Below are 22,270 nucleotides of genomic sequence, written 5' to 3' on the forward strand. Positions count from 1 at the left end.
ACCGGGCTCCCTCACGTCAAAGTTTTGTCAATTATGACGAAACCAGGTCGTGCACGATGCCGGATTCGAGGGATGACAACGCGGTCTGACACAGCCGGGACAGTTCGTCGAGCGATCTGTCCTCGCCGACCATCCAGACCTCCATGGCACCGAACACCGCTGCGGCGATGCACCGGGCCGCGACGGTCAGATGCAGACGCCGGTCTCCGGAGCCGTTGCCCCGGTGAGTGCGGCGCAGATGCGCTTCGACAGCGATCGCGAAGTCCGCTTCCACCTGGCGGATGTTGCGCACGATCCGCTCGCTGTCCAGTTCGCCGGCGCGCAGCCGGGCGATCTTGGTGACGGCCTCGGCGTCGTAGGGGAAGGCCGCGATGGCGGTGTTGACTGCCACCAGGACGGGTTCGTCAGCGGGCCGGGAGGCCAGCGCGGCGCGAAACCACTGCAGGCCGGCGTCGAAGTCGGCGAACAGCAAATCGTGTTTGGAGGTGAAGTGCCGGTAGAAGGTCCGCAGCGAAACGCCGGCATCGGCGGCGATCTGATCGGCCGACGTCGCCTCCACGCCCTGGGCGAGGAACCTGACGAGCGCGGCCTGGCGCAGCGCTTCGCGGGTGCGTTCGCTGCGGGCTGTTTGTGCAGGTCGGACCATCGCCGCCACGCTACCGGAGCTGACCGAGGCCCCCGCGGGATGGCATATTTGCCGAAACGGTCAGTTTTTACGGTTCGCCTAACCACCCCTTTATCAGCTAGCGTCCACTATCGCTAGCTGGGTGTCCCCTGTAGGGTCAGCCGGCAGGGGAGCGTCATGTGTGACAACGAAGACGACTGGTACAGGATCGCCGTCGCGCCACGGTGCGTCGGCAATGGAGTCGCGACGGCATCTGCGTCGTAAGCACAGATTGGCTGGAAATCAACTGATGAAATTCTTCTCGAAGCTGCGTGGGAATTGGGCGCGTCGGCTCGGTGTCGCGGCGGTGGCGTCCGCGGCTCTGCCCGGACTGCTCGGCGTGACCGGGATGACCGCGACGGCAGGGGCGTTCTCGCGCCCGGGCCTGCCGGTGGAATACCTGATGGTGCCGTCGCCCTCGATGGGCAAGGACATCAAGGTCCAGTTCCAGAGCGGCGGCCCGAACTCGCCGGCGGTCTACCTCCTCGACGGCCTGCGTGCCCAGGAGGACTTCAACGGCTGGGACATCAACACCCAGGCCTTCGAGTGGTACCTCGACTCGGGTCTGTCGATCGTCATGCCGGTCGGTGGACAGTCGAGCTTCTACACCGACTGGTACGCCCCGGCCCGCAACAAGGGCCCGACCCAGACCTACAAGTGGGAGACCTTCCTGACCTCGGAGCTGCCGAACTGGCTGGCCGCCAATCGTCAGGTGCGTTCCACCAACAACGCCGCGGTCGGGCTGTCCATGGCCGGCTCGGCGTCGCTGATCCTGTCGGTGTACCACCCGAACCAGTTCACCTACGCCAGCTCCATGTCCGGCTTCCTGAACCCCTCCGAGGGCTGGTGGCCGTTCCTGATCAACATCTCGATGGGTGACGCCGGCGGCTTCAAGGCCGACGACATGTGGGGCAAGACCGAAGACCCGAACAGCGGCTGGAAGCGCAACGACCCGATGGTGCAGATCCCGCAGATCGTCGCCAATGGCACCCGCATCTGGATCTACTGCGGTAACGGCCAGCCCAACGAGCTCGGCGGCGGCGACCTGCCGGCCACGTTCCTGGAGGGCCTGACCATCCGCACCAACATCACCTTCCGCGACAACTACATCGCGGCGGGCGGTAGCAACGGTGTCTTCAACTTCCCGAACAACGGCACCCACAACTGGAACTACTGGGGCCGGGAGCTGCAGGCAATGAAGCCGGACCTGCAGGCGCATCTGATCGGCTGACCCGAATCACGAGAAGATCCCCCAACTGTCACAGTTGGGGGATTTTCTCGTTGTGGGCCGTGTTCTCCGGTTACGTTCACCCCGGCGCCGTGCGGCGTAAACCGGCGCGTCACGTGGTAGTCGAATGACCATCGGAAGGTTCGGCCATGACATCTGTCTTCACGTCCAAGCGCCTCCTCGGCGCTGTCTCGGCCAGTGCTCTGGTCCTCGCGATGGCTGCCTGCGCACCGCCGGAGAAGGAGAGCTCCGGCGAGCAGACCGACGGCGGCGTCAATGCCGCGGAAGCCACCTCCGCGGAGGACTTCGGTGGGCTCGAAGGTCTGGTGGAAGCCGCCAAGGCCGAAGGTGAGCTCAATGTGATCGCGTTGCCGCCGGACTGGGCGAACTACGGCGCCGTCATCGACGCGTTTAGCCAGAAGTACGGCATCAAGGTGAACTCGGCTCAGCCCGACGCCTCCAGCCAGGACGAGATCAACGCCGCGAACCAGCAGAAGGGCCGCAGCACCGCGCCTGACGTGTTCGACCTCGGGCAGTCGGTGGCGCTGGCCAACACCGCGATGTTCGCCCCGTACAAGGTCGAGACCTTCGGCGAGATCGGCGACGAACTTAAAGACGCCGACGGCCTGTGGGTCAACGACTACGGCGGCTACATGTCGATCGGGTTCGACTCGGCGAAGGTGCCGCCGGTCACCAGCGTCAACGATCTGCTCAAGCCCGAGTACCAGGGCAAGGTCGCGCTCAACGGAGACCCGACTCAGGCCGGCGCGGCGTTCTCCGGTGTCGTCATGGTGGCGGTGTCCCAGGGCGGATCGGCCGACGACATCGCCCCCGGCGTGGAGTTCTTCCGCAAGCTCAAGGAGGCGGGCAACTTCCTGCCCGTCGATCCGACACCGGCCACCATCGAATCGGGTCAGACCCCGGTGGTGATCGACTGGAACTACCTCAACGAAGCCGAGACCAAGAAGCTGCCGAGCTGGCAGACGCTGGTGCCGCAGGACGCCGCCGTGGCCGGCTACTACTACCAGGCCATCAACAAGGACGCTCCGCATCCCGCCGCCGCCCGGTTGTGGCAGGAGTTCCTCTACAGCGACGAGGGCCAGAAGCTCTACGCCGAGGGCGGGGTGCGACCGGTGCGGGCCGATGCGTTGATCAAGAGCGGGGTGCAGCTTCCCGAGATCGAGGGGCCGACGACGATCCTGACCAAGGAGCAGACGGACGCGGCGTCGAAGTACCTGGCGGAGAACTGGGCCGCGGCCGTTGGCTGACACCACCGTGCTGGTCCGCCGGCTGCGGGACGGGCTGCCGCTGCTGCCGTTCTTCGCCTTCGTCGCGATCTTCCTGATCGTCCCGACCGTGACGGTGATCGTGAACGCCTTCGTGGGGGACGAAGGCTTCACCTTCGACCTGGTGGCCGCGTTGTTCTCGGACACCGCCCTGGCCGCACTGTGGCGCAGCCTGTTGCTGTCCGGCAGTACGGCGATCATCGGTGCGGTGCTGGGGGCGGTGCTGGCGTGGCTGATCCTGGCCCGCCCGGCGACGTCGGCGTTCCGGCGGGCGGCGCTGTCGTTGTGCAGCGTGTTGGCTCAGTTCGGCGGTGTGGCACTGGCATTCGCGTTCCTGGCGACGATCGGGCTCAACGGTGTGCTGACCGTCTGGGTGGTCGCCCTGTCCGGGTTCAACCTCGCCGGCGGCGGCTGGTTGTACGGCCTGTCCGGGCTGGTGCTGGTGTACACCTACTTCCAGATCCCGCTGATGGTCATCGTGTTCCTTCCCGCACTCGAGGGGTTGCGAGAACAGTGGCGCGAAGCGGCGGTCAGCCTGGGAGCCACCACCTGGCAGTACTGGCGGGAAGTCGCGCTCCCGTTGTTGACACCGGCCTTTCTCGGTGGGGTACTGCTGTTGTTCGCCAACGCTTTTGCGGCCTACGCCACGGCCGCGGCGCTGGTCAGCCAGGGCAGTCCCATCCTGCCGCTGCTGATCCGGGCGGCGCTGACCAGTGAGGTGGTGTTGGGACAGTCCGGATTCGCCTACGCGCTGGCACTGGAGATGATCATCGTGGTCGCCGTGGTGATGGTGGCGTACAACCTGCTGGTGCGACGCACGAGCCGGTGGCTTCGGTGAGTCAAAGAATGGCGAGTCAAAGAATGGCGAGTCAAAGAATGGCGAGTCAAAGAATGGCGGCGAACCGGGTGGTCCGTGGCGTCCTGTGGGTGCTGTTCGGTCTGTTCTTCCTGTTCCCGCTGTACGCCATGGCGGACTTCTCGACGCGAAATCTGTTGCAGGGCGGTCGGACACTGCAGGCGTGGGTGAACCTGATCGAAGACGACGCATTGTTCTCGTCGATCGTCACGTCGCTGTTGCTGTCGGTGCTGACCGTCGCGGTGATGTTGCTGCTGTTGTTGCCGACGATGATCTGGGTGCGGCTGCGGGCGCCCTGGGCCACCGGATTGGTGGAGTTCTTGTGCCTGCTGCCGTTGACCATTCCCGCACTGGTCATCGTGGTGGGACTGCGCAACGTGTACCTCTGGGTGACGTATTTCCTCGGTGAGTCGGCGCTGACGCTGACGTTCGTGTACGTCATCATCGTGCTGCCGTTCGCCTACCGCGCGCTTGACGCCGCACTGTCTTCCATTGACCTGCGGACGCTTTCGGAGGCGGCACGCTCATTGGGGGCCGGCTGGTTCACCACCATCTCCCACGTCATCGTGCCCAATGTCTGGTCTGGTGTGCTGTCGGCGTCGTTCATCTCGATCGCGGTGGTGCTCGGCGAGTACACCATCGCCTCACTGACCGGATACAACACGCTGCAGGTGCAGATCGTGGCGATCGGCAAGAGCGACGGACCCACATCGGTGGCGGCGTCGCTGGCGGTACTGCTGTTCGGATTTGTTCTGCTGCTCGGTCTTTCGCTGGTCCGCCGCCGGGGTAGGCGCGGTGCGACCGTGGAAGAGGCCGCTGCCCCGCTAGGAGGGACATGACCCAAAGTATGGGCCTTGCCGTCGATCTCAACGACCTGACCCGTGCGTACGGCCCGGTGAAGGCGCTGGACGGGCTGAGCCTGCATCTGGAGCCGGGCGAGATGGTGGCGCTGCTGGGGCCGTCGGGGTGCGGCAAGACCACCGCGCTGCGCATCCTGGCCGGTCTCGACGATCCCACCACGGGCACCGTGGCCGTCGGTGGGCGAGACATCACCAAGGTGCCGGCCAACAAACGCGATATGGGCATGGTGTTCCAGGCCTACAGCCTGTTCCCGCACCTGACCGTCGTCGACAACATCGCCTTCGGACTCAAGCTGCGCGGAAAGCCGAAGCAGCACAGGGTTTCCCGGGCGATGGAAATGCTGGAGCTGGTGGGGCTGGGCGAACACGCGCACAAATTCGCCACCCAGCTCTCCGGCGGGCAGCAGCAGCGGGTGGCGCTGGCGCGGGCGCTTGCGATCGAGCCCAGCGTGCTGCTGCTCGACGAGCCGCTGTCGGCGTTGGACGCCAAGGTCCGGGTACAGCTGCGCGACGAGATCCGCCGCGTTCAGCTCGAGGTGGGCACCACGACGCTGTTCGTCACCCACGATCAGGAAGAGGCTCTGGCCGTCGCCGACCGGGTGGGGGTGATGAGCCGCGGCAAGCTGGAGCAGATCGCCGCGCCGGCCGAGCTCTACACCAACCCGGCCACGCCGTTCGTCGCCGAATTCGTCGGGCTCAACAACAAGGTGAGCGCCGAGGTGAGCCGCGGGACCGCGACCGTGCTGGGCACATCCATGCCGGCGTTGGCCGGGTCCATCGACGCCGGTGCCGGCGTGGCGATGGTGCGTCCGGAATCGGTGACCGTGCAACCGGATCCCGACGGCACCGCGGCCGTCGCCGCGGTGGCCTTCCTCGGCCCGGTGTCGCGGGTCAGCACCACACTGGCCGACGGCACGCTCGTCATCGCGCAGATGCCCAGCGCGCAGGCGCAGCAGTTCAGTCCGGGCGACAAGGTCATGGTGGGGGTGGCTGCAGCCCCGGTCCTGGTGGTGAGGGGTTGAGGCCCGAGTACTCGTAGAACTCGTGGATGTGGCGGGTGATCACCGCGGTGGCCTGGTCGGGGTCCGAGCGGGCGATGGCGTCGACGATGGCGTGGTGCTCACCGCGCAACTTGTTGATCAGGTTGGGCCAATCCGCGATGCGTGGGATGGCTGCGACCACGTAGGTCTCGATCGAACCGCGCAGGGACGTCATCATCTGCGCCACCACCGCGTTGCCGGACAGGGCCGCGATCGCCACATGCAGTTCGGCGTCCAGGCGCAGGAACTCACGGACGTCGATCTCGGGCGCGTCCATCAGCTTCAGCAGCCGCAGCACCTCATCGAGTGGGGCGTCACCCGCGGCGGCGCGGGACACTGCCCACGACTCGAGTAACACCCGCGTCTCCACCACCTGGGCGACGGGAAACGCACGGGTGGCCACGTGCAGCCGCAACGCCGCGTCCAGCGGCGCGGCAGGTTCAGCGATCAAGATGGCGCCGGCTTCCTGCCCTGAGCCCACCGAGCGGCGCACCACACCCATGGCCGCCAACACCTGCAGTGCCTCGCGCACCGATCCGCGCGAGACGTTGAGCTGCTCGGCCAGCCCCCGCTCGCCGGGCAACCGCATCCCGACCTGCAGGTCCCCGGCCTCGAGCTGCTGCTCGATGTAGCGCAGGACGATCTCGGTGGCACGCACGTGGGAACTGTACCGGCGGCTGGTCCCGATTGAGGGTGGCCGGGTTCGGGTAATGGGAGAGACGATGGGACTCGTGGGAGGAAACTCGTGAATCTGGCATTCGACGAGTGGCTGCCGAGACAACGCTGGTACGCCGGTCGTAACCGTGAGCTGGTCTCGGCGCAGCCCGCGGCGGTGACCGCGCTGCGCGACGACCTGGACCTGGTGCTGGTGGACGCGCGGTACGCCGACGGCCCCGCGGAGCGGTACCAGGTGCTGGTCGCCTGGGATGCCGACGGGGTGCCGGAGAATGCACGGATCGGCGTCGACGGGGCCCGGACGGGCTACGACGCGCTGTACCACCCGGCGTCGGCGGCCTTTCTGCTGGCACTGATCGATGGCTCCGCGCGCCGCGATGACGTGGGCTTCGAGCGGGAACCCGATGTGGTGCTGCCCGTGGAGGCGCTGCCGCGGGTGTCGTCGGCCGAACAGAGCAATACCAGCGTCATCTTCGGCAAGCAGGCGATGTTCAAGGCGTTTCGCCGGGTCAGCCCCGGTATCAACCCGGATATCGAGATCAACCGGGTGCTGGGCCGCGCCGGGAACACCAACGTCGCCAAACTGCTCGGCGCCTACGAGACGGTGTGGGACGGCCAGCCCTGCCCGCTGGGTATGGTGACCGATTTCGCGGCCAATTCCACCGAGGGGTGGGATATGGCCACCGCCAGCTCGCGTGCGCTCTACAGTGGTGAGCCCGGCGGTGACCTGGCGGCCGAGACCTACCGCCTCGGTGAGGCCGTCGCCTCCGTGCATCGTGCGCTGGCTGACGAACTGGGTTCTGCCACAGCGGAATTCCCGGTCGAGACGGCCCTGGCCCGGCTGGAGTCCGCCGCCGCGCAGGTGCCCGACCTGGGGAACTATGTCGCGGCCATCCAGAGTCGGTTCCGGGCGTTGGCCGGGGTGCCGATGACCGTGCAGCGCATGCACGGCGATCTTCATCTCGGGCAGGTGCTGCGCACACCGGAGACCTGGCTGCTGATCGACTTCGAGGGTGAACCCGGTGCGCCCCTGGAGGAGCGCCGCAAACCGGATTCACCGATCCGCGATGTGGCGGGCATGTTGCGCTCCTACGAGTACGCCGCCTACCAGCCGCTGGTCGGCAATGAGGTGGGGGTGAACGCGGTGGCACAGGCGACGGCCTGGGTGGACGACAACCGCACGGCGTTCTGCGACGGCTATGCCGCCGTCGCGGGTACCGACCCCCGCGAACACGATGCCCTGCTGGCGGCATACGAGTTGGACAAAGCCGTGTACGAAGCGGCGTATGAGTCGCGCTATCGTCCCGCGTGGCTGCCGATCCCGATGCGCTCGATCGCCCGACTGGTGACCTGATGCATGCCCGGCCGGGGCTAAAGGCACCGCCCGATCCGGTCCAGGATCTCGTCGAGCAGCGTCGGTGTCGTCGCGAAGTTCAGCCGCGCGTAGGACGAGGTGTCTACGTCGGTGTGCTGGCTGAAATCGGCGCCGGGGCTCAACTGCACGCCGCCGGCGAGGATTCGAGCGGCGGGATCGGCGGCCAGCGAAGTGCCCCTGAAGTCCAGCCAGCCCAGGTAGGTCGCCTCCGGCGCGCGGTAGGTCAGTCCGGGTTGGGCCGCGGCCCACTCGGACACCCGGGTGCGGTTGCGGTGTAACAGATCTGCCAGTTCCTTCTGCCACGGGTCGCTGTCGCGCCACGCGGCGACGGTGGCCACCCGGCTCAGCACACTCGGGGTGCCGAAGAAGTCCAGCGGCGCCCGATCCAGCGCGTGCGCGGTGGGTAGGTGTCCGATGTGCGCGACGGCGCAGCGGGTTCCGGCCAGGTTGAACGCCTTGGTGGCCGAGGTGGCCGTGATGGTGAGCGCGGCTACGTCAGGCCCCAGCGAGGCGAACGGAACGTGGGTGTGCGGCGCATAGGTGAGGTCGGAGTGGATCTCGTCGGCGAACACCGGAATCCCGTGCTCGATGGCGAGTTCGGACAGTGCGCGCAGTTCCTGACGATCGAGCACCCGCCCGGTGGGATTGTGCGGGTTGACCACGACGAGGAGCCGGGGCGTGTGCTGCACCAGAGCAGCACGATGCTGCTCGAGATCAAGTTGCCCGGTGTCGTGGAAACGCAGTGGGACGATGGTCCGGCCGGCGCGCTGGATCGCCGCCAGGAACGGCGGGTAGGTCGGGACATGCAGTGCCACAGCCTCACCCGGGTGGGTGGTGTGTTCGATCACCACCTGCAGGATCTGGATCAGATCGCTGAACACCCGGGTGCGGTCGGGTTCCGGGGACCAGCCGTAGCGGGTGGTCATCCGGTCCGTGAACGCGGTGATCACCGGGTCGCCCTCCGGCCAGTACGGATATCCGAGGTCCTGGAGGTCGACGGTACGGCGCAGTGCCGCCGAAACGGCCGGCGGCACACCGAGATCCATGTCCGCGACCCAGGCGGGCAGCACCGTCGCCGGTACCGCTGTCCACTTGGCGCCGTGCCCGTCGCGCAGTCGTTCGGGATTGTCCGGCGGTCTGGACATCAGGAGGTCACGCAGCGTCTCCATCTGGCCGTGGTGTTGGGCGAGCTCTTCGAAGACGTGCTGCAGTGCGGCGCCCTGGGTGAGTTCTCTTGTCGGGCCCAGGAACTCCGACGGTGGCTGCTGCGACAGTGCCTCGGTGGGCTGAGCTGAGTCGACGTCGGCGTGCATGCGGACGCGGGTCTGAATGCACCGGCCCAGCAGTTCGTCCACGGGTCCGCTGGCGGTGAACTCGGACTCACGGTCGCGGTCCACCGGCCTGCCGCGCACGAAGCCCCCCACCCAGGTGTCGACCACAGCCAGGCAGTGGTGCAGCAGCGCGTAGGGCGTGTTGGCGCCGGGATAGGCGTGCGCATTGGCCCGCTCGTCGCCCAGCTGCTCCACGATCGAGACCATGCCATCCAGGGCGCGGTCGGTGAAATAGAGATAGTCGTCGCGCGTCAGCACCGCAGCGTCCCTTCAGTAGTAACCGGTTGAACCGGTGACGAAGTTTGCCTCATCGGGCGTCACCGGTCAAGATGGTGATGTGGACTTCGTATTCGTGAGCGGCAACCTCGGCCTCGACCTGGCCGGCACCAGGAAATGGCGCCGTACCGAGCCCGAGGAACTGCTGCCCGACGCGAACGCCCTGGCCCGCTGGTTCGCCGAGACCGGCGAGATGCCGGCGGGTATCCAGGTGGACTCCGAGGTGTTCGACGCGGCGCTGGTTCTGCGCGAAGCCATCTACCGGCTGGCGGCCGCTCGGATCTCGGGTGCCGCGTTTGATGCTGATGACCTGGTATGCGTCAACCGTTGGGCAGTGCAACCGGGGTTCGGCGTCGAGCTCACCGCCGAGGGCGTGACCAGGACCGGGGGAGCCCGGGCGGCCTTGGCGGAGGTGGCGCGCTCGGCTGCCGTCGTTCTCGCTGATGCCGCTGCGCCCATGAAGGAATGCGGCCGTCCCACCTGTACCCGCATCTACCTGGACCGGTCGCGAGGGATGCGGCGCACCTGGTGCGGTATGGACGAGTGCGGCAACCGAGTCAAGGCGGCGGCCTACCGCGCCCGTAAGCGCGAGCAGGCCTGAAGCTTTACACCAATGAAACGTCACCTGCTTGACAGGTGACGTTCTACCTCCCGATGATCTTCCCGTCACCTGTTGAAGTGGTGACGTCACTGGAATGGAAGGTCGCCCCCATGGATCCCACCCTGCCTACGGCGGTCCACGCCGAACGGCTCACCACCGCAGCGGTGTCCGCTCGTCTGGAACGTCTGCCGTGGACGCGTCATCAGCGCAGCCTGTTCCTGGTCATCGCAACCGCGTGGCTGTTCGACTCGATCGACCTCGGGGCGCTGACATTCCTGCTCGCCCCCATCAGCCGCGAGTTCGGGCTCAGCGCAACACAAGCGGGCCTGGTGGGCAGCGCCACCTTCGCGGGCATGTTCATCGGCGCGGTGGGGGCCGGGGTGCTGGCGGACCGGTTCGGCCGGCTGGCGGTGTTCAAATACAGCATCATCGTGTGGGGCACCGCGAGCCTGCTGCTGGCATGCTCGTGGGATTTCGGCAGCCTGGCGTCGTTCCGGTTTCTGCTCGGTATCGGCATGGGTGCTGAATTCCCTGTCGCCGCAGCACTTCTCTCCGAATTCGTGCCATCGGCCAAACGGGGCCGCTACGTCGCGCTGATGGAGGGCACCTGGCCGCTGGGTTTCATCCTGGCCGGAGTGTTGTCGTTCATCCTGCTCACCACCACGCTCGGCTGGCGCGGCTTCTTCGTCATGCAGGCGGTGCTGGCCGTCGTGGCGCTGATGGTGCGGCGCAATCTGCCCGAGTCGCCGCGGTGGCTGGTCTCCCGGGGACGCTACGAGCAGGCAGCGCAGGTGCTCGACGGACTCGAGCGGCGCACCGAGGCGGCGTACGGCAAGCCGCTGCCGGCGCCGGGCCCGGTGGCCGTCGGTGAGGACGGCGGAAAGGGCGGTCTGCGTGCACTTTTCAGCACGCGGTATCGCCGTCGCACGCTGGCCAGCTGGGCCATGTGGTTCTGTCTGCTGGGCGGCTACTACGGACTGACGACGTGGTTGGGCAAGCTGCTCGCCGACTCCGGCTTCGACATGGTGAAGTCCGTCGGCTACATCGTGCTGATGGCGCTGTGGGGCATCCCCGGCTTCCTCACCGCCGCGTATCTGATCGAGGTTGTGGGTCGCAAGATGTGCTTGGTGGGCTTCACCCTGTGCTCGGCCGTCGCGGCCTTCGCCTACGGCAACGCAGCCGGGGTCGCCGAGCTGATCATCGCCGGGTCGTTCCTGCAGTTCTTCTTCTTCGGCATGTTCTCGTCGATCTTCGCCTACACCCCGGAGCTGTTTCCCACCCGCGCGCGTGCCATCGGTATGGGCAGCTCCACCGCCGCGGGCCGCCTCGGGTCCATCTTCGGCCCCCTGGTGGTTCCGATGGTGATTGCCTCGAGCGGACCCACCGTCGTGTTCACCTGCAGCGCAGTGCTGTTCGTCATCGGATCGCTGATTGCCATTGTCGCGCTGCCGGAGACGAGGCAGACGGTGCTGGAGGAGATCTCGGGCTAGCCTACAAGAGAGTTTCGGTGCAGTAGGTGCGCTCGGGCGACGGGTACGGCCAGACATACTGGTTGCCGGCGTCCGGGCACATCTGCTTGTCCTGCCCGTCGAAGCGCTGGGTGACCTGAACCAGCAGCCCACCCGCTGGGGTGGCCGCGGCGGAATCGCAGTCCGCGCGTTGCAGCGCGCCGATGGGCATCTGCATCAGGTAGCAGTGCTCGGCGAGCAGGTTGGGCACCAAACACAGTGTGGCAGTGGCCTCGTCGGCGACGTCGGCCGGAAAGTGTTGGTACTCGGGGTCGGGACACTGCCCCGAGGCGGTGGTGGTGGCACCGACGGTGTAACTGGGGTCCTCGGTGCAGGAGGTCTTCTTCGCCTGAACCCGGTTCGGTTCGGCTTGCGGCACCACCACGCAGTCACCGACGGCGAAGGTGCGGGCGAACTCCTCGTCGAATGCGACGCGGGCGCGGTGCAAGGCGCTGACGCCGACGACCGTGGCGGCAGCGACCATGACGGTGACGCTGAGCGCGACGAGGCTGCGCTCCTGGCGCTGCAGGCGGGGCGTCATCGTTGAAGGTTCTCAGAACCGGCCGCCGCTGTCTCCCGAACCCCATACACGCGACCGAGCGTGTTCGTCCTGCGACACGCCGAGGCTTGCGGGCAAAACCGTGCGCTCGCTGCTGTTACGGATGGGGCAAATGTGAGGTAGCGGCCTACTCTAGACCGCCCGAGGTGACCAATGTCACACTGACGCGAAGCGTGCGGAAGGGCGGACACCATGACTGCAACCATCGGTCCGGTTGGTATCGCGCGACGGGAGAACGGGGCGCCGCCCCCGGATGTGGCACTCAGCGACGTGCGCCTGGATCAACTGGACTTCTGGGAGCTCGACGACGACATCCGCGACGGCGCCTTCGCCACCCTGCGCCGCGAAGCGCCGATCACGTTCCACGAGGTACCCGAGATCGCCGGCTTTCCGACCGGGGCGGGACACTGGGCGCTGGCGTCGTACGAACACGTGCACCACGCCAGTCGACATCCGGAGATCTTCAGCTCGGTGCCCACCTCGACGGCACTCAACGACACCGTCGTCGAACTCGCCGAGTTCCTCGGCTCGATGATCAACCTCGACGACCCCCGGCACCAGCGCCTGCGCGCCATCGTCAACCGGGCGTTCACGCCCAAGGTGTTGGCGCAGATCGAGCAGAGTGTGCGCGACCGCGCGCGCCGGTTGGTCGATGAGCTGATCGCCGGCCACCCGGACGGGCAGGCTGACTTCGTCACCGGCATCGCCGGGCCGCTGCCGTTGCAGATCATCTGCGACATGATGGGCATCCCCGAGGAGGACGAGGACAAGATCTTCCACTGGACCTCGGTGTTGCTGGGGGCCGGTGACCCCGAGGTGGCGCATGACGCGGAGGAATTCATCCAGGTGGGTACCGATCTCGCCATGTACGGGATCGCCCTGGCCGAGGCCCGGCGCGCACAGCCCGCCGAAGACCTGACCACCAACCTGGTCCGCGCCGAGGTGGACGGCGAGCGACTGTCCTCCGAGGAGATCGCCTCGTTCTTCATCCTGCTGTCGGCGGCCGGCAACGAGACCACCCGCAACGCCATCAGCCACGGCATGGTGGCACTGTCCCGGTATCCCGAACAGCGCGAGATCTGGTGGAACGACTTCGATGCCGTCGCCGGCACCGCCGTCGAGGAGATCGTCCGATGGGCCTCACCCATCATCTTCATGCGCCGCAACCTGACCCGCGACATCGAATTGGGCGGGGTGGCAATGAAAGCCGGCGACAAGGTGTCGATGTGGTACAACTCGGCGAACCGGGACGAGCGAAAGTTCGCCAACCCGTGGATGTTCGACGTCACGCGCGACCCGAATCCTCAGGTCGGCTTCGGCGGCGGTGGCGCGCATTTCTGCCTGGGTGCCAACCTCGCCCGCCGGGAGATTCGGGTTGCGTTCGAGGAGCTGTACCGGCGGGTGCCCGATATCGTCGCCGTCGAAGAGCCCGCCATCCTCAAGTCGGCCTTCGTGCACGGCATCAAACGGCTACCGGTGGCGTGGTCGGTGGCGCAGTAGCCGCCTGCAGGAGTTCGCCCGGCCCGTCGCCGGTACCGTTTCCCGACGATGGCGTTTCACATCCACCGCGCCGAGCGGACGGACCTGCTGGCGGACGGGCTCGGCGAACTGTTGTCCACACCTTTGGCCGACCCGTTCGCCGAAGAACTGGTGCTGGTTCCGGCGCGCGGCGTCGAACGCTGGCTCAGCCAGCGGCTGTCCCACGTGCTGGGGCGGTCCGGGCTTTCCGACGGCGTGTGCGCCGGGGTGGCGTTCCGTTCGCCACGGTCCCTGATCGCCGAGATCACCGGCACCGTCGACAACGACCCCTGGGCACCGGACGCGCTGGTGTGGCCGCTGCTGCACGTGATCGACGCGCACCTCGACGAGCCGTGGTGCCGGACCCTGGCGGCGCACCTCGGGCACTTCGACACCGGGGAAGAAGCCGCACTACGCCAGGGCAGGCGGTATGCGACGGCGCGGCGGCTGGCGGGGTTGTTCGCCTCCTACGCCGCGCAGCGGCCCCGGCTACTGCGTGACTGGGGCACCGGCGTCGCCACCGACGGCACCGGTGAGGACCTCGACGCGGACCTGAGTTGGCAACCGCAGCTGTGGCGTGCCCTGTGCCGGCAGGTGCCCGGCCCGACGCCCGGCGAGCGGCATGTGCGGACGCTGATGCGGTTGCGCACGGCACCCATGGACCTGCCCGAGCGGCTGTCGCTGTTCGGCCACACCCGCTTGTCGGCCACCGACATCGACCTGCTGGAGGCGCTGGCCACCCACCACGATCTGCACCTGTGGCTGCCCCACTCCAGCGATGCGCTGTGGCGCGGCTTCACCGGCAGTGCCGGGCCCATCGCCCGGGCCGACGACGACAGCCACCTCGGCGCCCACCATCCGCTGCTGGCGACGCTGGGGCGCGATCTGCGGGAGTTGCGCCGCAGCCTGCCCGTCGCGGGGGTGAGCGACGAGTACATCGGCGGAAACCAGCACCGGCCCGACACAGTGCTCGGCTGGCTGCAGGCCGATATCGCGGCCAACGCGGTCGATCCACGTGGCCGGCGCCGCCGACCCGACGATCGGTCGATCCAGGTGCACAGCTGCCACGGCCCGGCCCGACAGATCGATGTGCTGCGTGAGGTGCTGCTGGGTCTGCTGGCCGACGACCCGTCACTGGAACCGCGCGACATCCTGGTGATGTGTCCCGACATCGAGACCTACGCGCCGCTGATCGTGGCGGGCTTCGGGCTCGGTGACATCGCCGGCGAACGGCATCCAGCGCACCGGTTGCGGGTGCGTCTGGCCGATCGTGCTCTGGTGCAGACCAATCCGCTGCTGGGGGTGGCCGCGCAGGTGCTCAGCCTGGCCGACGGACGTGCCACCGCGAGCGAGGTGCTCAATCTCGCCGAAGCCGCCCCGGTGCGGGCGCGGTTCCGGTTCACCGACGACGACCTGGAGTCGGTGACGGCGTGGGTGCGTGAGTCCGGTATCCGGTGGGGGATCGACAAAGGTCACCGTGCGCGGTACGGGCTCGACAAGTACGTCCAGAACACCTGGCGGTTCGGCACCGACCGGGTGCTGGCCGGTGTGGCGATGTCCGATGACGCGCAGGCCTGGCTGGACGCCACCCTGCCGCTCGACGACGTGGGCAGTGACAAGGTGGAACTCGCCGGCCGGCTCGCTGAATTCCTGGACCGGTTGACCGCGGTGATCGACGCCTTGGCCGGTACCCGGCCGCTCGACGAGTGGATCACCACCCTGGGCGAGGGTGTCGCCCTGTTGACCCGGGCCGACGGTGACGACAGCTGGCAGACCGGACAACTGCAGCGCGAATTCGCCGACATCCTGGACCGGGCCGGCGATCACGCCGCCATTTCTCTGCAGCTCAAGGACATTCGCGCGCTTCTGCACCGGCAGCTGGCGGGCCGGCCCACCCGGGCCAACTTCCGCACCGGCACACTGACGGTGTGCACCATGGTGCCGATGCGCTCGATTCCGCATCGAGTGGTGTGCCTGGTGGGTCTCGACGACGGGGTGTTTCCCCGTATCGATCTGGCCGACGGCGACGACGTGCTGGCCCGGGCGCCGCTCACCGGTGAACGCGACATCCGGTCCGAGGATCGGCAGCTGTTGCTCGACGCGGTGATGTCGGCGACCGAGAAACTGGTGGTCACCTACACCGGCGCCGACGACTACAGCGGCCACCGGCGGCCACCCGCGGTGCCGCTGGCCGAGGTGCTCGACGTCCTGGACCTGACCACCGAGGAACCGATCCGGGACCGGATCATCGTTGAACATCCGTTGCAGCCCTTCGATGTTCGGAATGTGACCCCCGGAGAACTGGGGGTGCCGACACCGTTCACCTTCGATCCCACCGTGTTGACCGCGGCCACCGCGGCGGCCGGAGCCCAGGCCGAACCTCCCACGTTCCCCCAGGGTCCGTTGTTGCCGCGTGCCGGTGGGGACATCGCGCTGGCCGACCTGATCGCCTTCGTGAAGAACCCGGTGCGGCGGTTCTTCCGCACCCTCGACATGGCGCTGCCCCGCGAGGAAGAAGGCATCGAGGACGCGATGCCGATCGAACTCGACGGCCTGCAGCGCTGGCAGGTCGGCGAGCAGATGCTGTCGGATCTGCGGCGGGGCAAGGATCCGCGGTGGGTCCTCGACGCCGAATGGCGGCGAGGCACACTGCCGCCGGGCCAACTCGGCTGGCGGTTGGCCAAGGAGATCCGCGATCAGGCGGTGGTGCTGGCGCGGGCCGAAGCCCCGTTCCGCGGCAGTGCGCCGCACGCCGTCGACGTCGACCTCGATCTGGGCGCGGGGCGCAGGCTGACCGGCACGGTGCTCCCGGTCTACGGCGACCGGGTGGTCGCCACCACCTTCTCCAGACTCGACGGCAGGCACCTACTCGAACCGTGGGTGAAGATCCTGGTCCTGGCCGCTGCCGACCCCGGACCCGAGTGGTCGGCGGTCTGTATCGGCCGCGGCGGTGACGGCGTGCTGACCCGGATCCTCGGGCTACCCGCCGAAGGTGCACCGACCGTACTGAAAAGCCTTGTGGCGCTGTATGACGCGGGATGCTGTGAACCACTGCCGCTGCCCATCAAGACCTCGTATGCGTGGGCGGAGAACCGGCTGCGCGGCCGTGATCCATGGCAGGCCGCACTGCGCATGTGGCGTAACAAGTACGGCGGAGACCACGAGGACGAGGCCATCGTGCGGGTCTGGGGCGGCCCGCCGGCGCCCTTCGACGCGCTCACCACACCGCCCCGCGAGGGTGAGGAGACGCCCGGCGAAGACACTCGGCTGGGAGCTTTCGCCGCCCGGCTGTGGTTGCCGTTGCTGCGGGCCGAGCGGAAAGGCCGTCCGTGACAGACAGATTCGACCTGCTCGGCCCATTGCCCACAGCCGGCTCGACCACCGTGCTGGAAGCCAGTGCCGGCACCGGCAAGACCTTCGTGCTGGCCGGTCTGGTCACCCGGTACCTGGCCGAGGGCGCGGCCACCCTCGACGACATGCTGCTCATCACGTTCAGCCGGGCGGCCACCGCCGAACTGAGGGAACGGGTGCGCGACCAGATCGTGGCCGCGGTCGCGGCATTCGACGGCACCGGCGCCACCCCCGACACGGCGCTGCTCCGCCACCTGCTCACCGGTACCCCGGCGCAACGACAGGCCCGGCACCGGCGGCTGCGTGATGCGTTGGCGGAGTTCGATTCTGCGACCATCGCCACCACCCACGAGTTCTGTCGCCTGGTACTGACATCGCTGGGGGTCGCCGGGGACAGTGACGCCGGGGTGTCTCTGGTCGAGGACCTCGGTGACCTGGTCCGCGAGGTCGTCGACGATGTGTATCTGCGCCGGTTCGGCAGCCAGACCGCAGACCCGGTGTTCGATCGGGCCGCCGCACTGCGGCTGGCCACCGCGGTGGTGGAGAAGGCCGGAACCGAGCTGCGGCCGGCCGAACCGGCACCGGGCTCGGTGGCACAGGCCCGCGTCGAGTTCGCCCGAGAAGTGCTGGCCGAACTCGAGATCCGCAAACGCCGTCTGGGCATCTTGCATTTTGATGATCTGCTCAGCCGGCTGGCCGACGCGCTGGCGCCGGAGGATTCACCGGCGCGTGAGCGGATGCGGAGGCGGTGGAGCATCGTGATGATCGACGAGTTCCAGGACACCGACCCGGTCCAGTGGCAGGTGGTGGACCGGGCTTTCCGGGGGCATTCGACGCTGATCCTGATCGGTGATCCCAAACAGTCCATCTACGCCTTCCGTGGCGGTGACATCGACGCCTATCTGGACGCGTCGCGCACGGCCGGGACCAAGTTCACCCTGGCCACCAACTGGCGAAGCGACAGCGCGCTGGTGGACAGCTTGCAGGCCGTGCTGCGTGGTGCCGCACTGGGTAGTCCGGAGATCCTCGTGCATGACGTGGACGCCGCCCACCAGGGCCACCGGTTGGCCGGGGCACCGAACAACGCGCCGTTCCGGTTGCGAGTGATCAGCCGCGCGTCGCTGGGATTCACACGCGGCCAGAACATCCCGATCGACGATGCACGCAGACACGTGGTGGCGGACTTGGCCGCCGACGTGGCAGCCACCCTGGCAGCGAAGCCGACGTTCGGTGACCGCGCACTGCTCGCCGGTGACATCGCGGTGATCGTCGAGAGCCATGCCGATGCGCGCCGGTGCCATACGGCGCTGACCGCCGCAGGGGTACCCGCCGTGTACACCGGCGACTCCAACATCTTCTCCTCTGAAGCGGCCACGGAATGGCTGACCCTGCTCGACGCCTTCGATCAGACCCATCGCAGTGCGCTGGTGCGGGCGGCGGCCACCACCTCCTTCTTCGGCCGGACCATCGAAGACCTGGTGCAGCATGGTGAATCGCTGACCGACGACGTCGCCGACGTGCTGCGCCAGTGGGCCGACCATGCCCGGGAACGCGGTGTCGCCGCGGTGTTCGAGGCTGCCAACGTGGCTGGCATGAGCAGGCGGGTGCTGGCCCGGCGGGGCGGGCAGAGAATGATGACCGACCTGGCGCACGTCGCTGAACTACTTCTGGACGTGGCCCACCAACAGCGCCTGGGGATTCCGGCGCTGCGCGACTGGCTCCGTGAGCGGTGCGCCGAGAATCGCCGTGCCGAGCGGAACCGGCGACTCGACAGCGACGCCGCCGGCGTGCAGATCATGACGGTCTGGGCCAGCAAGGGATTGCAGTTCCCGATCGTCTACCTGCCTTTCAACTTCAACCGTTACGTCGGCAGTGACGATGTGGTGGCCTACCACGACCAGCAGGGGCGCCGCTGCCTGCACATCGGCGGTGAGAGTGCCGACGATTTCCATGACGCCGTGGATGCGGCCCGTGCCGAGGACACCCAGGAGCGGCTACGGCTGGCCTACGTGGCGCTCACCCGGGCGCAGTCCCAGGTGGTGGTGTGGTGGGCTCCGACCAAGGATGAGGTCAATGCCGGGCTGTCCCGCCTGCTGAGGGGGCGCACCCGCGGTGAGGCTGAGGTGCCGGATGCCTGCCGGCGGGGAATCACCGACGAGGATGCCCTGGAGTGCTTTTCGATGTGGTCGGCCGAAGGTGGCCCGAGCGTCGAGGCGTCGGTGATCGCGGCCGCGGCTCCGGTGCCACCCGCCGCCGTGCCCACCGGTTTGGGTGTGCGGCACTTCCACCGCGGTATCGACCTCGGTTGGCGACGGACGTCCTATTCGGCCCTGATCCGGGTGTCAGATGCTCCCGGGGTCACCAGCGAACCGGAGGCCGGCGGCAAAGAGGATGAGCCGGAGGAGATTCCGGCCGCGGCGCCGTCGACCGAGTTGGGCACCGATGTGGCCTCACCGATGGACGAGTTGCCCGGTGGGGCGGCGTTCGGTTCGCTGGTGCACGCGGTGCTGGAGACCGCCGACCCGCAAGCGCCGGACCTGGCGCAGGAGTTGACGCGAGAGGTCGACAGGCACGCCGCATGGTGGGGTGTCGAGGCCACCGCCGAGGCGGTGGCCGACGCGCTGGTCGCGGTGCACGACACCCCGCTGGGGCCGTTGCTGCCGGGCCTCACCCTGCGGGAGGTGGCGCTGTCGGACCGGTTGTGCGAGTTGGACTTCGAGATGCCGCTGGCCGGTGGTGACCTGGGCCGCACCGCGGCCGGTGAACCGTCACTCGCTGATGCCGGTGCACTGCTTGGCCGGTATCTGCGCGCCGATGACCCGATGGCCGGCTACGCCGCCCGGCTCAGCGGTCCGGTGCTCGGCGGGCAGTCGCTGCGCGGATATCTCACCGGCTCCATCGACGCGGTGCTGCGGCTGCGCGTCGAGGACAACCCCCGCTATGTGGTGGTGGACTACAAGACCAACCGCCTGGGTGAGCCGGGCCGTACGCTGACCGCGGCCGACTACGGCCCGCCACAATTGGCGGCGGCCATGCTGCATTCCGACTACCCACTGCAGGCCCTGCTGTACTGCGTTGTGCTGCACCGGTTCCTGCGGTGGCGTCAGCCCGGTTACGATCCGGCGCTGCACCTGGGGGGCGTGGCTTATCTGTTCGTGCGGGGTATGTGCGGGCGGGAGACGCCGTTGTTCGGCGGGCATCCCGCGGGCGTGTTCAGCTGGCAGCCGCCCGCGGATCTGGTGGTGGCGCTGTCGGATCTGCTGGACGGAGGGGTGTCGTGACCGTCGCCGAACTGGACGACCCGCAGGACTGGCGCCGGGTTCGTTGCGCGGCGGGGCTGCTGCGGGTGTTCAACGACGCCGGTGTGCTGGAAGCCGCGGACGTGCATGTCGCGACCCGGCTCGCCGAGCTGGCCAAGGACACCGACGAGACGGTGGCACTTGCGGTGGCGCTGGCGGTACGGGGGCTGCGGTCGGGTTCGGTGTGTGTCGACCTTCGCACCGTGGCTACCGAGATCGATCCCGAGTTGCCCTGGCCGCAGAGCACCGAGTGGCTGGCGGCGGTACAGCGCAGCCCGCTGCTCGGCACTCCGCCGGTGTTGCGGCTCTACGGCGGGAGCCTGCTGTACCTGGACCGCTACTACCGCGAAGAAGAACAGGTGTGCGCCGACCTGCTGGCCACCCGCGGACAGCAGGTCCCGGTGGACGACGCGGCTCTGGCCGCCGGGCTGGACCGGGTGTTTCCCGCGCCGAAATTCGTCGAACAGCGCGCCGCGGCGCAGATCGCATTGTCGCAGTGGACAACTGTGCTGACCGGTGGACCCGGTACCGGTAAGACCACCACGGTGGCCGGTCTGCTTGCCCTTCTGGCCGAACAGGCGGAGCTGGCGGGCCTGACCCGGCCCCGCATCGCGTTGGCGGCGCCCACCGGCAAGGCCTCGGCACGGTTGCACCAGGCCGTGCAGTCCGAGATCGACAAGTTGGAGCCGCAGGACCGAGAGCGCTTGGCGGGTCTGCAGGCGGTGACCCTGCACCGGCTGCTGGGGCGGCTGCGGGAGACATCGGCGCGCTTCAGACATCATCGCGGCAACCGGCTGCCCTACGAAGTGATCGTCGTCGACGAGACGTCCATGGTGTCGTTGACGATGATGGCCCGGCTGCTCGAATCTGTCCGCCCGTCAACCAGACTCATCCTGGTGGGCGATCCGGATCAGCTGGCGTCCGTGGAAGCGGGAGCGGTGCTGGCCGACCTGGTCGACGGGCTCGGCGCCCGGCCGGATCTGCGGGTCGCGGCCCTGCACACCTCGCACCGGTTCGGGGCGGACATCGGTGAATTGGCCGACGGTATCCGGCGCGGTGACGGGGATGCCGTGCTGGAGCTGCTGCGCGCCGGCGGCCCGCACATCGAGTACGTCGAGGCACCAGAACCCCACGCCGCCCTGCGTGAGGTGCTGGTGCCGCACGCTCTGGCCGTGCGGGCGGCCGCGGCGCGCGGTGACGTGACGGGTGCGCTGGCGGCGCTCGACACCCACCGGCTGTTGTGCGCGCACCGGGAGGGCACTCATGGTGTGCGGCACTGGAACCGGCAGATCGAGCGGTGGCTCACCGAGGAGACCGGTGATGCGTTGTGGACCAGCTGGTACGTGGGCCGCCCGGTGTTGGTGACGGCCAATGACTACGGCTTGAAGCTGTACAACGGCGACACCGGCGTGGCGGTGCTCGACGGCGACACGTTGCGGGCGGCCATCGGAACCGCGTCCGGTGTACTGCAATTCGCCACCAGCCGGCTCGCCGATGTCGAGACCATGCACGCCATGACCATCCACAAGAGCCAGGGCAGCCAGGCCGAGGAAGTCACCGTGCTGCTGCCGCCGGACGATTCCCGGCTGCTGACTCGTGAGCTGTTCTACACCGCGGTCACCCGGGCCAAGGCGCGGGTGCGGGTGGTCGGCACCGAGGCCGGGGTGCGGGCCGCGCTGGAGCGACGGGTGGTGCGGGCGACGGGTCTGCGGCAACGGCTGGCGGAGTGAACCGTGCCGAAACCGACGAAATGCCGGTTTCCACTCAGGCGGATTCATACGGTCAGAGAAACATTTCTGAGCGTGGGGGTTTGCTGTGCCGAGTGGGGTTCCTGCGTCGCGGT

The 22,270-nt window shown here is 68.1% G+C and carries 16 protein-coding genes; 12 read left to right on the forward strand and 4 right to left on the reverse strand.

Translation table 11 applies throughout. The features are described 5' to 3' along the window. Positions 1 to 31: 31 nt before the first annotated feature. Positions 32 to 646 carry a TetR family transcriptional regulator gene (locus AC3A6P_RS08135; RefSeq protein WP_487690547.1) on the reverse strand — a complete coding sequence of 205 codons (615 nt, stop codon included), beginning with the start codon at positions 644 to 646 and terminating at the stop codon, positions 32 to 34. Between the two features lie 268 nt (positions 647 to 914). Here AC3A6P_RS08135 and AC3A6P_RS08140 point away from each other — a divergent pair, with 268 nt between their 5' ends. The 5 genes from AC3A6P_RS08140 to AC3A6P_RS08160 all read left to right on the forward strand — a co-directional run bounded on the left by AC3A6P_RS08140 (position 915) and on the right by AC3A6P_RS08160 (position 5,916). Then, positions 915 to 1,895 (forward strand): esterase family protein, encoded by a 981-nt coding sequence (locus AC3A6P_RS08140; protein ID WP_487690549.1) that lies wholly within the window; start codon positions 915 to 917, stop codon positions 1,893 to 1,895. A 146-nt stretch (positions 1,896 to 2,041) separates the two neighbouring features. After that, the gene (locus tag AC3A6P_RS08145) at positions 2,042 to 3,160 is read left to right on the forward strand and encodes an ABC transporter substrate-binding protein (RefSeq protein ID WP_487690550.1); all 1,119 of its coding nucleotides are present in this window, start codon (positions 2,042 to 2,044) and stop codon (positions 3,158 to 3,160) included. A gap of 10 nt (positions 3,161 to 3,170) precedes the next feature. Beyond that, a complete protein-coding gene (locus tag AC3A6P_RS08150; RefSeq protein ID WP_487690630.1) occupies positions 3,171 to 4,016 on the forward strand; it encodes an ABC transporter permease in 846 nt (281 codons plus the stop codon). Between the two features lie 38 nt (positions 4,017 to 4,054). After that, positions 4,055 to 4,873, forward strand: a complete 819-nt coding sequence (locus AC3A6P_RS08155) for an ABC transporter permease (protein ID WP_487690551.1) — start codon at positions 4,055 to 4,057, stop codon at positions 4,871 to 4,873. Continuing rightward, a complete protein-coding gene (locus tag AC3A6P_RS08160) occupies positions 4,870 to 5,916 on the forward strand; it encodes an ABC transporter ATP-binding protein (RefSeq protein ID WP_487690553.1) in 1,047 nt (348 codons plus the stop codon). Before AC3A6P_RS08155 ends, AC3A6P_RS08160 begins: the two co-directional genes overlap by 4 nt. Here AC3A6P_RS08160 and AC3A6P_RS08165 read toward each other — a convergent pair. Next, the gene (locus AC3A6P_RS08165; RefSeq protein ID WP_487690555.1) at positions 5,870 to 6,592 is read right to left on the reverse strand and encodes a FadR/GntR family transcriptional regulator; all 723 of its coding nucleotides are present in this window, start codon (positions 6,590 to 6,592) and stop codon (positions 5,870 to 5,872) included. The two genes, AC3A6P_RS08160 and AC3A6P_RS08165, sit on opposite strands and share 47 nt — an antisense overlap. Positions 6,593 to 6,679: 87 nt before the next feature. On the opposite strand from AC3A6P_RS08165, the gene AC3A6P_RS08170 reads away from it, so the two are divergent. Then, positions 6,680 to 7,963, forward strand: a complete 1,284-nt coding sequence (locus tag AC3A6P_RS08170) for a maltokinase N-terminal cap-like domain-containing protein (RefSeq protein ID WP_487690557.1) — start codon at positions 6,680 to 6,682, stop codon at positions 7,961 to 7,963. A gap of 17 nt (positions 7,964 to 7,980) precedes the next feature. On the opposite strand, the gene AC3A6P_RS08175 is transcribed toward AC3A6P_RS08170, so the two are convergent. Beyond that, complete coding sequence (locus tag AC3A6P_RS08175; protein WP_487690558.1) at positions 7,981 to 9,573, reverse strand: aminotransferase class I/II-fold pyridoxal phosphate-dependent enzyme; 1,593 nt, start codon at positions 9,571 to 9,573, stop codon at positions 7,981 to 7,983. Between the two features lie 79 nt (positions 9,574 to 9,652). Between AC3A6P_RS08175 and AC3A6P_RS08180 the strand changes: the two genes are divergently transcribed. Continuing rightward, positions 9,653 to 10,192: a CGNR zinc finger domain-containing protein gene (locus AC3A6P_RS08180; RefSeq protein ID WP_487690560.1), complete on the forward strand. Its 540-nt coding sequence runs from the start codon at positions 9,653 to 9,655 to the stop codon at positions 10,190 to 10,192. 35 nt (positions 10,193 to 10,227) lie between these two features. Beyond that, the gene (locus tag AC3A6P_RS08185; RefSeq protein WP_487690562.1) at positions 10,228 to 11,682 is read left to right on the forward strand and encodes an MFS transporter; all 1,455 of its coding nucleotides are present in this window, start codon (positions 10,228 to 10,230) and stop codon (positions 11,680 to 11,682) included. A gap of 1 nt (position 11,683) precedes the next feature. On the opposite strand, the gene AC3A6P_RS08190 is transcribed toward AC3A6P_RS08185, so the two are convergent. Continuing rightward, positions 11,684 to 12,241, reverse strand: a complete 558-nt coding sequence (locus AC3A6P_RS08190) for an LppU/SCO3897 family protein (protein WP_487690564.1) — start codon at positions 12,239 to 12,241, stop codon at positions 11,684 to 11,686. A gap of 210 nt (positions 12,242 to 12,451) precedes the next feature. Between AC3A6P_RS08190 and AC3A6P_RS08195 the strand changes: the two genes are divergently transcribed. Genes AC3A6P_RS08195 through recD form a run of 4 tightly spaced genes read left to right on the forward strand, consistent with a single transcriptional unit; the run spans position 12,452 to position 22,157 of the window. Next, a complete protein-coding gene (locus tag AC3A6P_RS08195) occupies positions 12,452 to 13,759 on the forward strand; it encodes a cytochrome P450 (RefSeq protein WP_487690565.1) in 1,308 nt (435 codons plus the stop codon). A gap of 48 nt (positions 13,760 to 13,807) precedes the next feature. Continuing rightward, complete coding sequence (gene recC, locus AC3A6P_RS08200) at positions 13,808 to 17,110, forward strand: exodeoxyribonuclease V subunit gamma (protein ID WP_487690567.1); 3,303 nt, start codon at positions 13,808 to 13,810, stop codon at positions 17,108 to 17,110. Beyond that, positions 17,107 to 20,409 (forward strand): UvrD-helicase domain-containing protein, encoded by a 3,303-nt coding sequence (locus AC3A6P_RS08205; protein WP_487690569.1) that lies wholly within the window; start codon positions 17,107 to 17,109, stop codon positions 20,407 to 20,409. Before recC ends, AC3A6P_RS08205 begins: the two co-directional genes overlap by 4 nt. After that, positions 20,406 to 22,157 (forward strand): exodeoxyribonuclease V subunit alpha, encoded by a 1,752-nt coding sequence (gene recD, locus AC3A6P_RS08210; protein ID WP_487690570.1) that lies wholly within the window; start codon positions 20,406 to 20,408, stop codon positions 22,155 to 22,157. The genes AC3A6P_RS08205 and recD overlap by 4 nt, the downstream gene beginning before the upstream one ends. Positions 22,158 to 22,270: the final 113 nt, after the last annotated feature.

The organism is Mycobacterium sp. Soil_C_30 (genome assembly GCF_057656995.1).